Here is a 13939-nt window from a genome sequence, read left to right on the forward strand (position 1 = left end):
TCATACGGGCGACGAACGGGCGTGCGGAGCCGGTTCGTTACGCACCGCGGACGGTGACCTCCACGGAGTGCCACCCCTGCGCGCCGTCCGGCATGGGGTCGGTGCGCTCCTCCGGCTGGGTGGTGCCGGAGCCGTCGGTCGCGCGGACGGTGAGGGTGTGCCGGCCGGGGGTGGCCGCCCACGGGTACACCCACTGCCGCCAGGTGTCGCGGCTGTCCTCGGCGGCGAGCCGGGCGTCCTGCCAGGGGCCGTCGTCGACGCGGACCTCGACCCGGCGGATGCCCCGGTGCTGGGCCCAGGCGACCCCGGCGACCATGACGGTGCCGGCGGTGACGCGGGTGAGGGCGCGGGGCGTGTCGATGCGGGACTCCGTCTTGACGGGGGCCCGCGCGGACCAGCCGCGCGGGACCCAGTAGGCGTCGTAGGCGTCGAAGGTGGTGAGCTCGATCGACTCGATCCACTTGCAGGCGGAGACGTAGCCGTAGAGCCCGGGGACGACCATGCGGACGGGGAAGCCGTGGACGAAGGGCAGGGGTTCGCCGTTCATGCCGAAGGCGAGCAGGGCGTCCCGGCCGTCCATGACGTCCTCGACGGGGGTGCCGATGGTCATGCCGTCCACGGAGCGGGCGACCAGCTGGTCGGCGGGTCCGCCTTCGGAGGGCGGCCGTACACCGGCCTCGCGGAGCAGGTCGGCGAGGGGGACGCCGAGCCAGCGGGCGTTGCCCACGAGGGTGCCGCCGACCTCGTTGGAGACGCAGGCGAGGGTGATGTCCCGCTCCACGTTCCGGCGTGCCGTCAGCTCCCGCAGGGTGACGGTGAGTTCCCGGCTCACTCCGCTGCCGTGCACGCGCAGCCGCCAGTGGTCGGCGTCGACCCGCGGGACGACGAGGGCGGTGTCGACCCGGTAGAAGTCGCGGTTGGGGGTGAGGAAGGGGCTGATGCCGGGGACCCGGAGCACGGCTCCCTCGGGTACGGGCGGCGCCGGGGACGCGGGCCGGGGCAGGCGCAGGGCCTCGCGGGAGGCGGCGGCGTTCTCCTCGACGGGGCTGCCGACCGAGCGGGCGACCGCGGCGGCGCCGGTCGCGACGAGGCCGGCGGAGGCGGCGACGACGAGGAAGCCCCGGCGGTCGGAACGGGCGACGGGGTCCCCGGCGCCCCCCGCGCGCACCGGACGCCCGGCGAGGAGGCGGACCATCAGGACGTACAGGAGGAGCGCGCCGGCGGCTGCTCCGACGAGGGAGGGCAGGGCGTCCGCGGCCGAATCCGAGTCCGGGCGGGTGACGGCGGCGAGCGCCCCGAGGACGCCGAACGCGCCGACCGCCGCCGCGCCGAGCAGGGGGCGCCGGAGCGCGAGGAGTCCGACGGCCGCGGCGAGGGCGCCGAGGATGACGAGGATGCCGAACTGGAGGACGGCCTTGTCGTTCTCGCCGAAGGCGCGGATCGCCCATTCCTTGACGGCCGCCGGGGTCCGGTCGACGACGGCGCCGCCCACGGCGATGACGGGGCCGGCCTCGGGCCGCACCCAGAAGGAGGCGAGGTCCGCGACGGCGAGGGAGACGTAGGCGGAGACGAGGCCGCCGAGGGCGGCGAGGAGCCGGTCGGTGCGGGTGGGCTCACGCGGGGGCTGTGAGAGGGTCATGCTCCTCATTCGGCAGGCAGGGGACTGCGAGTGGGCGGTTTCACCTGGAAGGCGGAGAGCGGGCGCCCGGCGCGGGCCGGGTCCTCACGGTCCCTCTGCCCCGGCGGGGGCGGGCCGACGCGCGCGCCGGGGATTCCTCACCCCCTCGTGTCGGTCGGGCCCGGGTGATCGCCCGGTGTGGCCAGCTCCGCGACGGCCTCGGCGCCGACGACCGCCCCGGTGGACTTCCTGCCGCGCCGGAGGCGGCCTTCGAGCCAGGACGCGAAGGTGGTGAGGGCGAAGTTGAGGACGACGAAGATCACGGCGACGACGGTGAAGCAGGCGATGGTGTTGGCGCCGTAGTTGGCGCTCATGGGGCGGACCGAGGCGAGGAGTTCGGAGAATCCGAGCATCGCGCCGCCGAGCGCGGTGTCCTTGACGATGACGACGAGCTGGCTGACGAGCGCGGGCAGCATGGCCGTCACGGACTGCGGCAGCAGGACGTACGCCATGGTCTGGCCCTTGCGCATGCCGATGGCCTTCGCCGCGTCGGTCTGTCCGGCGGGGAGGGCGAGGATGCCGGCGCGGACGACCTCGGCGAGGACGGAGGCGTTGTAGAGGACCAGGCCGGTGACGACGGCGTACAGGGGGCGGGTGTCGGGGCTGACCTCGGTGAACTCGGAGTACGCGGCGTTGGCGAAGAGCATCAGGATGAGCACGGGGATGGCCCGGAAGAACTCGACGACGGTGCCGGCCGTGGCGCGTACGGCGCGGTGGTCGGAGAGCCGGGAGACGCCGAGGAGGGCGCCGAGCGGCAGGGCGATCACCATGGAGAGCCCGGCGGCGATCACGGTGTTCTTCAGGGCGGGCAGGATGTACGTCTCCCAGACGCGGGCGTCGGTGAAGAAGGGGGCCCACTTGGCCCATTCGAGCTGGTTCTTCCCGGCGAGGCTCGCCACCACCCACCAGAGCACGGCGGCGAGCGCCAGCAGGAACAGCAGCGTCCAGAGGAGGTTGCGCCGCCGGGCGCGCGGCCCGGGGACGTCGTAGAGGACGGTGGGGCGGGTCTTCACCGTTTCACCGCCACCTTCTTGGCGACCCAGCCGAGGAGGAGTCCGGTGGGCAGGGTGAGGCAGAGGAAGCCGAGGGCGAAGATCGCGGAGATGAGGATGAGCTGGGCCTCGTTCTCGATCATCTCGCGCATCAGCAGGGCGGCTTCGGCGACGCCGATGGCGGCGGCCACGGTGGTGTTCTTGGTGAGGGCGATGAGGACGTTGGCGAGCGGGCCGACGACGGAGCGGAAGGCCTGGGGAAGCACGATGATGCGCAGGACCTGGGGGAAGCTGAGTCCGATGGCGCGGGCGGCCTCGACCTGCCCCAGGGGGACGGTGTTGATGCCGGACCGGAGCGCCTCGCAGACGAAGGCGCTGGTGTAGGCGGTGAGGCCGAGGACGGCGAGGCGGAAGTTGATGGTGGTGAAGCGTTCGGCGCCCATGCTGACGCCGAGGGTCTGGAAGAGGCCCAGCGAGGTGAAGACGATGATGACGGTGAGCGGGATGTTGCGGACGATGTTGACGTAGACGGTGCCGAAGCCCCGCATGAGGGGGACGGGGCTGACGCGCATGGCGGCCAGCAGCGTCCCCCAGACGAGGGAGCCGATCGCGGAGTAGACGGTGAGCTGCACCGTCACCCAGAAGGCTCCGAGCAGGTCGTACCCCTGGAGGAAGTCGAACACGGCGGCCGTCCGCTCACTTCACGATGACGCCGATCTTCGGGGCGGGTTCGTTCTGGTACCCGGCCGGGCCGAAGTTCTTCTTGACCGCCGCCTCCCAGGAGCCGTCGGCGACCATCTTCTCCAGGGCGGTGTTGATCCTGCCCTTGAGGTCGCTGCCCTTCTGGACGCCGATGCCGTAGTTCTCGTTGCTCATCTTGAAGCCGCCGAGCTTGAACTTGCCCTTGAACTCGGGCTGCGCCGCGTATCCGGCGAGGATGGAGTCGTCGGTGGTGACGGCGTCGATGACACCGTTCTCGAGGCCGGTCAGGCACTCGGAGTAGCCGCCGTACTCCTGGAGCTGGGCGTCGGGGGCGAGCTTCGTCTTGACGTTCTGCGCCGAGGTCGAGCCGGTGACCGAGCAGAGCTTCTTGTGGTTGAGGTCGGACGGCTTCTTGATGGAGGCGTCGTCGGCGCGGATCAGGACGTCCTGGTGGGCGAGGAGGTAGGGGCCGGCGAAGTCGACCTTCTTGGCGCGCTCGTCGTTGATCGAGTACGAGGCCGCGATGAAGTCGACGTCGCCGCGCTGGAGCAGCGTCTCCCGGTCGGCGCTCTTGGCTTCCTTCCAGACGATGTCGGAGGGGTCGTGGCCGAGCTGCTTGGCGATGTACGTGGCGACGTCGACGTCGAAGCCGGTGTAGGTGCCGTCGGGGGTCTTCAGCCCGACGCCGGGCTGGTCGAACTTGATGCCGACGGTGATCTTGTCGCCGTCGCCGTGGTCGCGGGGCGTTCCGCCCGCCGCGGCGTGCGCGAATCCCGCCGAGGTGAAGGAGAGGACGACGGCCGCGGCTGCGGCCACGGTGGCCCTCCCGGTCCTGACGGCGGCCCTGCGGGTCCTGGTCGGGTTCATGAGGATCACCCCTGGGGGCTGTGGGTCGGGCGGCGGCCGGCCGTGCTCAGTGGTGGAGGATCTTGGACAGGAAGTCCTTGGCCCGGTCGCTGCGCGGGTTGCCGAAGAACTCGTCCGGGGTCGCCTCCTCGACGATCCGGCCGTCGGCCATGAAGACGACGCGATTGGCGGCGGAGCGGGCGAAGCCCATCTCGTGGGTCACGACCACCATCGTCATGCCGTCCCGGGCGAGTTGCTGCATGACCTCCAGGACCTCGTTGATCATCTCGGGGTCGAGCGCGGAGGTCGGCTCGTCGAAGAGCATCACCTTCGGATCCATGGCGAGGGCGCGGGCGATGGCCACGCGCTGCTGCTGGCCGCCCGAGAGCTGGGCCGGGTACTTGTCCGCCTGCGAGGCGACGCCGACCCGGTCGAGGAGGGCGCGGGCACGCTGCTCGGCCGCCTTCTTGTCCTTCTTGCGGACCTTGATCTGGCCCAGGGTGACGTTCCCGAGGACCGTCTTGTGCGCGAACAGGTTGAAGGACTGGAAGACCATGCCGACGTCCGCGCGCAGGGCGGCGAGTTCGCGCCCCTCGGCGGGCAGCGGCCGTCCGTCGACGACGATCTCGCCGTCGTCCACGGTCTCCAGCCGGTTGATCGCCCGGCAGAGCGTCGACTTCCCGGAGCCCGAGGGACCGATGACGACGACGACCTCGCCGCGGTGGACGGTCAGGTCGATGGATCGCAGGACGTGCAGGCTGCCGAAGTGCTTGTCGACCGCGCGCAGCACGACCAGCTCGTCGCCGCCGTCCGGGACGGGCATGGCACCCTCCTGGGTCACGCCCCCGATTGCCGGTCCCTCCTCACGTTCATGCTCCGCCCTCCGCCCGGCCCCCGCACGCCGGACGGACGCGGCGGGACCCGGGACCTGCCGGTCCCGGGTCCCGTACCTCGGGTCCGGCGCGCGGACCCCCGGCCCGTCCTCAGGCCTCCGTCTCGCGTACGGCCAGCTCGATCAGGTCGCAGACCTCGAGGGGCCGGGAGGCCAGGGAGGCGTGGCTCGCGTCGAGCTCGACGGTCTTGCGGGGGTTCATCCGCGCGGCCATGCGGCGCTCGTTGTCGGGGTGGATCATGCGGTCCCGGGTGGAGACCTGGTAGTAGCTCGGCTTCGCCCGCCAGGCCGGAGCGGTGACGGTGTCGCCGAAGGTGGAGCCGAGGGGCGCCTTCTGCGTGACGGCCATGACCAGGGCCTCCTCCTGGGTCAGGTCCTGGGCGAAGCTGTCGTGGAAGGCGTCCTGCTTGATCCAGAGGTAGCCGTCGGAGTCGGGCACGATGTTGTCGAAGGCCTCGGGCGGCGTCTCCTGGCTGAGCTGTCCCGGGCTCTCCCCGGCGTCCGGGGCGAAGGCGGCGACGTAGACGAGGCCGGTCACGTTCGGCAGGTCGCCCGCCTCGGTGATGACGGCGCCGCCGTAGGAGTGGCCGACGAGGACCACGGGGCCGCCCACCTGGCCGACCATCTTCCGGGTGCGCTCGGTGTCGTCGGCGAGGGAGGTGAGCGGGTTCTCGACGGCGTGGAGCCTGTCGTGGCCGCGCCGGTGGAGTTCGACGATGACCTTCGACCAGTGGGCGGCGCCGCCCCAGAATCCGTGCACGAGGACGATCGTGGGCCTGTCTGCCATGGGTCTCGAACCGATCTGCGCGAGGAAGTGGGCTCCGCCCCCGGTCCCGCCCCGTACCCCCGCCGTCACGCTACGGGAGCGGCGGCGGGCCCGCACGTCCGGCCGGAGCGGTGTCCCGGGGCGTCGCGCGGGGGCCGGCGGGCCGCGCGGGCGCGCACGGCGGCGGCCTGGCGGACACTGGTGGTGGGAGCCGAGTGTGCGAGGAGGGTCCGCCATGAGCAGTGCCGCGCCCAAGGTCAGCACGTTGCCGCCGGAGCACCGGGAGCGCCTGATGGCCTTCGCCGAGGACGTGTACTTCGAGTCCGGCCACCGGCTGTTCGAGGAACAGCAGCATGCCGACCGGTTCTGGATCCTGAAGACGGGTGCGGTGACGCTCGACGCGAAGGTGCCGGGCCGCGGGGCGCCGGTGATCGAGACGCTGCACCACGGTGAGCTGGTCGGTGTGTCGTGGCTGTTCCCGCCGTATCTGTGCCAGTCGGGGGCGGAGGCGATGACACCGGTACGGGCGCACGAGTTCGACGCCCCGGCGGTCCGCTCCATGTGCCGCTCGGACGCCGAGTTCGGGGCCTCGGTCATGTTCTGGGTGGGGGCTATCCTGGCCCACCGCCTCCATGTGACCCGGGTCAGGCTCCTCGACCTGTACGCACCGCACGGGAGCGGCATCCTGGCCTGAGGGCCGGATGGCGGGGCGGGGAGCGAGGGTCCGGCGACGAGCTGCGAGGTCCGCATGGGGGAACCGACGACGACGGCACGCGGGGCGATCGGCCTGGTCGCCGACGACTTCACCGAGCTGACCTTCACCGAGGGGCCCTTGGCCGGTGACGGGCCGATCGGATGGCCCGGGTACGCCGAGGCGCACGCCCGTGCCGCCGCGCGTTCCGGCGAGACCGAGTCGGTGGTCTGCGGTACGGGCCTGGTGGGCGGGGTGCCCGTGGTCCTGGTGTCCTTCGAGTTCCGGTTCCTCGGTGGTTCGCTCGGGGAGCGGACGGGGGCGCGGATCGCCTTCGCGCACGCGGTGGCCCGGGAGCGCCGGATGCCGGTGGTCGTCCTTCCGGCCACCGGCGGCAGCCGGATGCACGAGGGCATGCGGGCGCTGCTCCAGCTCCAGTACCTGGCCCGCGAGTCGGAGCTGACCCGGGCGGCCGGGCTGCCGCAGATCGCGGTCCTGCGGGATCCGACGACGGGCGGGGGCTGGGCCACGCTCGGCGCCGGGTCCGATGTGGTCCTCGCCCTGCCGGGCGCCCAGGTCGGCTTCGCCGGCTCGCGCGTGCGGCCGCCGGACGCGGACCCCACCGCGTACACCGCCGAGGCCCAGCTCGCCCATGGCCACGTCGACGCGGTGGTGGCCCCCGCCGAGCTGCGCGCCACCCTCGGCCGCTGGCTCTCGCTGCTCACCGGGCCGGTGGGGACGGGCCCGGTCCGGCCGCCGGACGCGCTCCCGATGCCGGGGGCCGCTCCGGACGCACCCGGGGCGGCCGTCCCCGGCGCCGACGGCGGCCGGGAGGCGGTGGCGCGGGCGCGGCATCCCGGCCGGCCGCGGGCGGACGCCTATCTCGACGCCCACTTCACCGTGCGCGCGGAGATCTCGGGCGACCGCTGCGGCGGTGTCGACCCGGGCATGCGCTGCGGTTTCGGGCGGCGCCCCGACGGCCGTACCGTCGCCTACGCGGCGCAGTGCGGGACCGCGACCCGCCCGGCCGGCTTCCGTACGGCCGCTCGGCTCGTGCGGCTCGCCGGGCGGCTGGGCATCCCGGTCCTCACGCTGATCGACACCCCGGGCGCGGCCAACGACGAGGCGGCGGAGCACGCGGGGGCGGGTCCGGCGATAGCCGATCTCTTCGCCGCCGTCGTCTCCGCCCGCACCCCGCTGACCTCGCTCCTCATCGGTGAGGGCGGCTCGGGCGGCGCCCTCGCCCTGGCCGCCCCGGAGAACCTGTGGGCGACGCCCGACAGCTACTTCTCGGTCATCGCCCCGGAACTCGCGGCGTCCATCCTGAAGCGTCCGCCGGAGGAGTCGGCCGAGGTGGCGGACCGGCTCCGGCTGCGCCCGGAGGACCTCCTCGACCTGGGTGTGGTCCGGGGCGTCGTGGCGGACGGGTCCGCTCACCGGCCCTGAATCGCTTCCCTCTCCTCCTTCCCGAAGTCCTTCCCGAAGTCCTTCCCGAAGTCCTGTCCGTGCCCTGTACGCGGGTTGTACGGGCGTTGTACGGGCCCCCGCGAGAGTGGGCGTACCCGAGCGCAGCGGCGTTCGGTGCACGCCGACCCCTGCAGGAGCCCCCGATGAATCGCATGTCCCGCACCCGTGGCCGGTCCCGGTCCCGTACCCGTGGTGTCCTTGCCGCCGGTGTCGCCGTCGCGGCCCTCGGCACCCTCGCCGCCGGCGTCGGCACGGCCCAGGCCGACCAGAAGGAGAGGCGGCCCGCCAAGGTCACCGAGCGGGAGATCGCCGGGCTGTTCGACCGGTGGAACGCGGCGCTGCGGACCGGGGACGCGGAGAAGGTGACGGAGCGGTACGCCGAGGACGCCGTGCTGCTGCCGACCGCCTCGCCCCGGATACGCACCGACCACGCGGCGATCACCGACTACTTCGAGCACTTCCTCCGGAACAGCCCCCGGGGGGAGAAGCTCCGTTCGGAGATCACCGTCCTGGACGAGAACTCCGCGCTGGACGCGGGTCTCTACCGCTTCCACCTCACGGACCCGGGGACCGGTGCCACCCGGGCCGTCGACGCCCGCTACACCTATGTGTACGAGAAGCGGGGCGGCGACTGGCTGATCGTCAACCACCACTCCTCGGTGCTGCCGGCCGAGGGCTGATCCACCGGGGCGGCCCCTCCGCCGCGGGCCGCAGCCCGATCCTCACGCACAGTCCGCCGCCGGGCGCGTCCCGGAGGGCCACCCCGCCGCCGTCGTCCGTGACCAGCTGCTTGACGATGGCGAGCCCGAGACCGGAGCCGGAACGGCCGGTGAGCCCCTGGCCGCGCCAGAACCGGTCGAAGGCGCGGGCCTGTTCGGCGGCGGACATCCCGGGACCCTCGTCGACGACCTCGAGAACCGCTTCGTCGTGGCCGCCGCCGGAGTCCACCCGTACGGTGATCGTCCCCTGGTCCGGGGAGACCTCCAGGGCGTTGGAGAGGACGTTGTCGAGGACCTGGTCGAGGTTGCCGGGCCCGGCGAGGACCCGGAGCCGGGCGTCGGCGTCACCGGTGAGGACGATGGTCACCCCGCGCTCGTCGGCCGCCGGGCGCCAGACGCTCAGCCGCTCCTCCACCAGTTCGCGCAGCGCCAGCGGTTCCGGCGCGGACACCTTGGCCTCGGCGCGGGCGAGCACGAGGAGTCCGCTGACGAGGCGGCTCATCCGGACGACCTCGGCGGTGGCCTGGTCGACGTCCTCGCGGACGAACTCGTCGTCGACGCCGTCCGCGATGTTGTCGAGCGACAGACGCAACGCGGTGAGCGGCGTGCGGAGTTGGTGGGAGGCGTCCGCGACGAAGATGCGCTGGGAGGCCACCAGCGTGTCGAGCCGCTCGGCGCCCTGGTTGAGGGCCCTGGCGAGGGTCTGCGTCTCCTGGGGTCCGGTGACCGGCGAGCGGGCGGTGAGGTCGCCGTCGCCGAAGCGGCTGGCCATGTCGTTGAGCTGGCGCAGCGGTTTGGTCAGCAGCCGGGCGACGATCGCGCCGAGGCCGGCGGCGACGGCGAGCACGCCGACGGCGAGGACCGCGCGGAAGCCCCAGATCCGCCAGAGCCGGTCGGTGAGGTCGGCGGTCTCGTAACGGACGCGTACCGCGCCGACGATCCGCTCTCCCCGACCGGCCGGACCTCCGCGCGCGTACACGGGGACGGTGACCACCAGCTGTGGCCCCCAGACGCGCCGCGACCCCCAGTCGACGGTGGTCCTACCCCGGCCCAGCGCCTCGCCGAACGCCGCGTCGCCCGGGTCTCCCGGCAGGGGCAGCGGCGGCATGGCGCTCCGGCCGTCGGCGGCGACCACTTCGACCGTGCCGGGTGTCTCGTCGGCGTACGCCCCCGCCATCCGGGCCAGTGCCTGCCGGGCGGGCTCGTCGCCGTCACCGAGCAGCAGGGCCATCGTGGTGGCCTCGCGGCGTACGGACTCCTCGGTGTCGCCCCGGAGTTGGGCGGTGAGCGTGAAGGCCACGGGCACGGTGAAGGCGGCGAGGGCGACGGCGACCAGGGCCACGTAGCTGACGATCAGGCGCTTGATCACGCCGGTTCGGCCTCGACGACCAGCCGGAAGCCGACCCCGCGGACCGCTTCGATGGACACCGCCCCGGCGAGCTTGCGGCGCAGCCCGGCCACATGCACGTCCAGCGTCTTGGTCGGCCCGAACCAGTTGGCGTCCCAGACCGCTTCCATGATCTGTTCCCGGGACATCAGCGCGCCCGGTTCCTCGGTCAGGAAGGACAGCAGGTCGTACTCCTTGGGCGTCAGCGGCACCTCGGCGCCGTCGAGCCGGACCCGGGCGGCCTTGCGGTCGACGCTCAGGCGGGCGCCGTACTGCTGCTGGCCCGAGGGGCGGTCGGCCGGCCGGACCCTGCGCATCACGGCCCGGATGCGGGCGATCACCTCACGGACGCCGAAGGGCTTGGAGACGTAGTCGTCGGCGCCGATCTCCAGGCCGACGACCCGGTCGGTCTCGTCGCTGCGGGCGCTGATCACGATGATCGGTACGTCTCCGCGCCGCCGCAACGCCCGGCAGACGTCGAGCCCGTCGGTGTCGGGCAGGCCGAGGTCCAGCAGCACCAGGTCGTACGGGGTGGTGACGGCGAGCCCCGCCGCGCCCGTGGTGACCCACTCCACCTCGAACCCGTAGCGCAGCAGGCCGCGCCGCAGGGACTCCGCCACCGGTTCGTCGTCTTCCACCAGGAGTACACGCACGGGCAAACCCTAGTTCGAGTTCCGTTCGCGCGGTTCCACGGCGCCGCCCGGTGGTGCTCGTGCTCAGTAGTAGTGGCGCATGATCTCGTCGGCCCAGCCGGGCTGGGAGGTCTCCCCCTGCGGACCGAACTCGGCCATGTACGGCTTGATGTCGAGGACCGGGGTGCCGTCCACCGCGTCGAGTCCCCTGACGTGCACGTCGAGTCCGTCCACTCGCACCAGACGGCAGCGCGAGACCCCGAGGCGGTTGGGACGGTTCTTGCCGCGCTGGGCGAAGATCCCGACCGGCGGCCAGTCCTTGTTGCCGCGCGGGTGGCGGGCGCCGGTCTCGACCGCGTCGGGCCGGACCCGGTCGAAGTGGTAGACGACCTCCAGGTGCGAGAAGGCGTCGAGACCTGCGAGCGCCTCGGGGCCGTAGGCCTCCGCGTCCAGGCGCACCACGGCCTCCACGTCACCCCACTCGTCGTCCCGCACCTCGACGCGCCCGCCGACGACATGGCCGACCGGGTGCGAGACGACCGGCCGCGCGGCGACGGGCTGCGACGGGGCCGGCTGCGAGGCGGCCGGCCGCCGGGTGGATTCCTGCGCCATGGATGGCTCTTCCTCTCCTCGTCCGCGTCACCGACCGGGCTTCGGGACGCGTCGTCAGCTGCTCAGCGGCCCGCATGGTCTCACGGGCGACCTCGATGTGTCCTACCGGGCCAGGACGATCGCGGTGAGCACGAGCCCCCCGCTCACCAGCCACCGCCCGGTGAAGTGGTCCCGCCGGGTGCCGTCCGCCACGGGTCCGGGGACGGCGAGCTCCGCGCGGAACGTGCCGGTGCGGGGGTCGGCGCCGCCGTCCCGTGTGAACTCCAGTGCCGCTTCCTCGAATTCCAGGCCGCGCCCCGTGAGCGGGTACCAGGTCTTGAAGACGCTTTCCTTGGCGCTGAACAGGAGCCGGTCCCACGGCAGTTCCGGTGCCTGGGCGGCGAGCTTCGTGAGCCGTCGCCGTTCCTCGGGGAGCGTCACCGCGTCGAAGACCTCCTCGGGCAGGGGTCCGGCCGGTTCCGCGTCGATGCCGATCGAGACGACGTCCGCCGTGCGGGCCAGCGCGGCGGCCCGGTAACCCGCGCAGTGGGTCATGCTCCCGGCGACGCCCCGCGGCCAGCGCGGCGCTCCGCGCGGTCCGGGCGTCAGGGGCGCCGGGGGGAGGCCGAGGTCGCGCAGGGCGAGCCGGGCGCAGAGCCGTACGGTCGCGAACTCCCGCTGCCGCGTGGCCACCGCCCGGGCGACGGCGGCGGTCTCCTCGGGGAAGAGGGACACCGCTTCGGTGTCGTCGTGCCGCCAGGCGGTGGCGACGACGCCCGGCACGATCGACTCGATCATGTCCGTGACCCTATCCGTCCGGGGGCGGCCCCGGGCACGGCTCGCAGAATGGGCGGTGCCGGGTGACCGTGGAGTACGGACCGCCGGGCCGTACTGGGAGGCACCCGTGGCGCACACCGGCACCACCACCGACGTACTGATCGTGGGCGCGGGGCCGGTCGGCCTGAGCGCGGCCGGTGAGCTGCGCCGGCACGGCGTGCACTGCCGGATCGTCGACCTGCTGCCGGCCCGTCGGCCGTACGCGAAGGCGGTCGGGATCCAGCCGCGCACCCTGGAGCTGTGGGACCGGATGGGCCTGGTCCGCGCCGTCCTGGAGGCCGCCGTCCCGCTCCGCGGCCAACTGACGTACGTCGACGGCCGGGAGACGTCCCGGCTGGAGATGGAGCTGCCGCCCGAGGTGCCGTACGGCTTCGCCGCGCTGCCGCAGTACGAGACCGAACGCCTGCTGGAGGAGTACGTCGCGGGCCTGGGCACGGTCGTCGAACGCGGCACCGGGCTCGTGTCGTTCACCCAGGACCGGGACGGTGTGACCGCCCGGCTGCGGGCCGCGTCCGGGGCCGACGAGGAGCTGCGGGGTCCGCTATCTGATCGGCTGCGACGGGGCGCACAGCCTGGTGCGCAAGACGCTGGGCCTGTCGTACGAGGGCGGCGCGTTCCCGGAGTCGTACATGCTCGGCGACGTCGTGGCGGACTGGGACCTGCCCCCCGGGTATGTGCTGCGGTCGGTCCACCGTACGGACGACGGGTCCGCGGACGACGTGCTGGTCTGCGTCCCGCTGCCGGGGGCGGGGCGGTACCGGATGTCGATGCGCGTCCCGTCCGCACCCGCCGCGTCGGCGCCGGACGGTGTCGCGCACGGTCTCGACGGGGCGCGGGGCCGGGGCTCGACCGGCTGCAGGCCGTCGTCGACCGGCTCTCGCCGCGTCCCGCGCGGCTCTCCGGACTGCGCTGGTCCTCGGTCTTCCGGGTGAGCCACCGCATCGTCGACCGGTACGGGTCGGGGCGGGTCTTCGTCGCGGGCGACGCCGCCCACATCCATCCGCCGACCGGCGCCCAGGGCATGAACACGGGTGTCCAGGACGCCGTGAACCTGGGCTGGAAGCTCGCGCTCGTGGTGCGGGGCGAGGCCGGTCCCGGCCTGCTGGGGAGTTACGACGCCGAACGCCGCCCGGTGGGCGAGGAGGTCGTCGGGCGCACCGTCCGGCACGCCCGCCGGGGCATCGACGCCGACCCCGACGATCTGCCGACGCTGATGCTCCGCGAGGCCCAGCTGCTCGTCGGGTACCCCGGGAGTCCGCTCTCCGGTGTCCCGTACGGCCCGGCCGGCGCGCCGCAGCCCGGCGAACGGGCGCCGGACTGCGGCGGGCTCTCGACGCCGGTCGCCGCCTATCCGCTGCGCCTGCTCGATGTGCTGCGGGGGCGGCCGGGGCATGTGGTCCTCCTGTACGGGGAGGACGCCGCCGGTCTCGCCGGGGCGGCGGCCGAGGTGGCGCGGGCCCCGGGGGGCCTGTGCGCCGTCGCGGTCCTGCCCGGCGGGACGGCGGGTGACCCGCCTGCGCCCGGTGTCCCGGGTGTGCCCGCGTACCGGGACGCCGCCGGGGAGTTCGCACGGCTGTACCTCCCCGACGGCGCCACGGGTTTCGTCGTCCGCCCCGACGGGCAGCTGGGTGCCCGCTTCCCGCTCGGCGGCACCGTGCCGCCCTGGCCGGATATCTCACCGCCCTGTCCGTACGGTGGTGATGTCCGGCGGCCCGTGCGGGTCACGGGGCCCGGTCGTC

13 protein-coding genes and 1 pseudogene are annotated in these 13939 nt (G+C 73.6%); 4 read left to right on the forward strand and 10 right to left on the reverse strand.

Annotated features, from left to right (window positions below):
* Nucleotides 1–37 precede the first annotated feature (37 nt).
* From ASD33_RS09875 to ASD33_RS09900, 6 genes are all read right to left on the reverse strand, one after another.
* A complete protein-coding gene (locus ASD33_RS09875) occupies nucleotides 38–1639 on the reverse strand; it encodes a molybdopterin-dependent oxidoreductase (protein WP_056556701.1) in 1602 nt (533 codons plus the stop codon).
* Between the two features lie 137 nt (nucleotides 1640–1776).
* A complete protein-coding gene (locus tag ASD33_RS09880; protein ID WP_056556704.1) occupies nucleotides 1777–2691 on the reverse strand; it encodes an amino acid ABC transporter permease in 915 nt (304 codons plus the stop codon).
* A complete protein-coding gene (locus ASD33_RS09885) occupies nucleotides 2688–3353 on the reverse strand; it encodes an amino acid ABC transporter permease (RefSeq protein ID WP_056556708.1) in 666 nt (221 codons plus the stop codon). The genes ASD33_RS09880 and ASD33_RS09885 overlap by 4 nt, the downstream gene beginning before the upstream one ends.
* A 13-nt stretch (nucleotides 3354–3366) precedes the next feature.
* The gene (locus ASD33_RS09890) at nucleotides 3367–4239 is read right to left on the reverse strand and encodes a glutamate ABC transporter substrate-binding protein (protein WP_056557022.1); all 873 of its coding nucleotides are present in this window, start codon (nucleotides 4237–4239) and stop codon (nucleotides 3367–3369) included.
* Between the two features lie 46 nt (nucleotides 4240–4285).
* Nucleotides 4286–5041, reverse strand: coding sequence for an amino acid ABC transporter ATP-binding protein (locus tag ASD33_RS09895; RefSeq protein WP_056556711.1), 756 nt, complete (start codon nucleotides 5039–5041; stop codon nucleotides 4286–4288).
* 160 nt (nucleotides 5042–5201) lie between these two features.
* The gene (locus tag ASD33_RS09900; protein WP_056556714.1) at nucleotides 5202–5897 is read right to left on the reverse strand and encodes an alpha/beta hydrolase; all 696 of its coding nucleotides are present in this window, start codon (nucleotides 5895–5897) and stop codon (nucleotides 5202–5204) included.
* Between the two features lie 214 nt (nucleotides 5898–6111).
* On the opposite strand from ASD33_RS09900, the gene ASD33_RS09905 reads away from it, so the two are divergent.
* The 3 genes from ASD33_RS09905 to ASD33_RS09915 all read left to right on the forward strand — a co-directional run bounded on the left by ASD33_RS09905 (nucleotide 6112) and on the right by ASD33_RS09915 (nucleotide 8714).
* Entirely contained in the window at nucleotides 6112–6570 is a 459-nt protein-coding gene (locus ASD33_RS09905) for a cyclic nucleotide-binding domain-containing protein (RefSeq protein WP_056556717.1), read from the forward strand.
* A gap of 54 nt (nucleotides 6571–6624) precedes the next feature.
* Nucleotides 6625–8013, forward strand: coding sequence for a carboxyl transferase domain-containing protein (locus tag ASD33_RS09910; protein ID WP_056556720.1), 1389 nt, complete (start codon nucleotides 6625–6627; stop codon nucleotides 8011–8013).
* Nucleotides 8014–8186: 173 nt separating this feature from the next.
* Entirely contained in the window at nucleotides 8187–8714 is a 528-nt protein-coding gene (locus ASD33_RS09915; RefSeq protein ID WP_056556723.1) for an SgcJ/EcaC family oxidoreductase, read from the forward strand.
* Here ASD33_RS09915 and ASD33_RS09920 read toward each other — a convergent pair.
* From ASD33_RS09920 to ASD33_RS09935, 4 genes are all read right to left on the reverse strand, one after another.
* Entirely contained in the window at nucleotides 8677–10122 is a 1446-nt protein-coding gene (locus tag ASD33_RS09920) for a HAMP domain-containing sensor histidine kinase (protein WP_056556726.1), read from the reverse strand. The two genes, ASD33_RS09915 and ASD33_RS09920, sit on opposite strands and share 38 nt — an antisense overlap.
* Entirely contained in the window at nucleotides 10119–10793 is a 675-nt protein-coding gene (locus tag ASD33_RS09925; protein WP_056556730.1) for a response regulator transcription factor, read from the reverse strand. Before ASD33_RS09925 ends, ASD33_RS09920 begins: the two co-directional genes overlap by 4 nt.
* 63 nt (nucleotides 10794–10856) lie before the next feature.
* Entirely contained in the window at nucleotides 10857–11384 is a 528-nt protein-coding gene (locus ASD33_RS09930; protein WP_079044683.1) for an SAM-dependent methyltransferase, read from the reverse strand.
* Between the two features lie 102 nt (nucleotides 11385–11486).
* On the reverse strand, nucleotides 11487–12161 hold the full coding sequence (locus tag ASD33_RS09935) for a 4'-phosphopantetheinyl transferase superfamily protein (protein WP_056556733.1): 675 nt from the start codon (nucleotides 12159–12161) through the stop codon (nucleotides 11487–11489).
* A 106-nt stretch (nucleotides 12162–12267) separates the two neighbouring features.
* Between ASD33_RS09935 and ASD33_RS36765 the strand changes: the two are divergent.
* Nucleotides 12268–13836: pseudogene (locus ASD33_RS36765) on the forward strand (FAD-dependent monooxygenase); the annotation flags it as partial.
* Between the last annotated feature and the right edge of the window lie 103 nt (nucleotides 13837–13939).

It is taken from the genome of Streptomyces sp. Root1304, assembly GCF_001426405.1.
Lineage (GTDB): Bacteria > Actinomycetota > Actinomycetes > Streptomycetales > Streptomycetaceae > Streptomyces.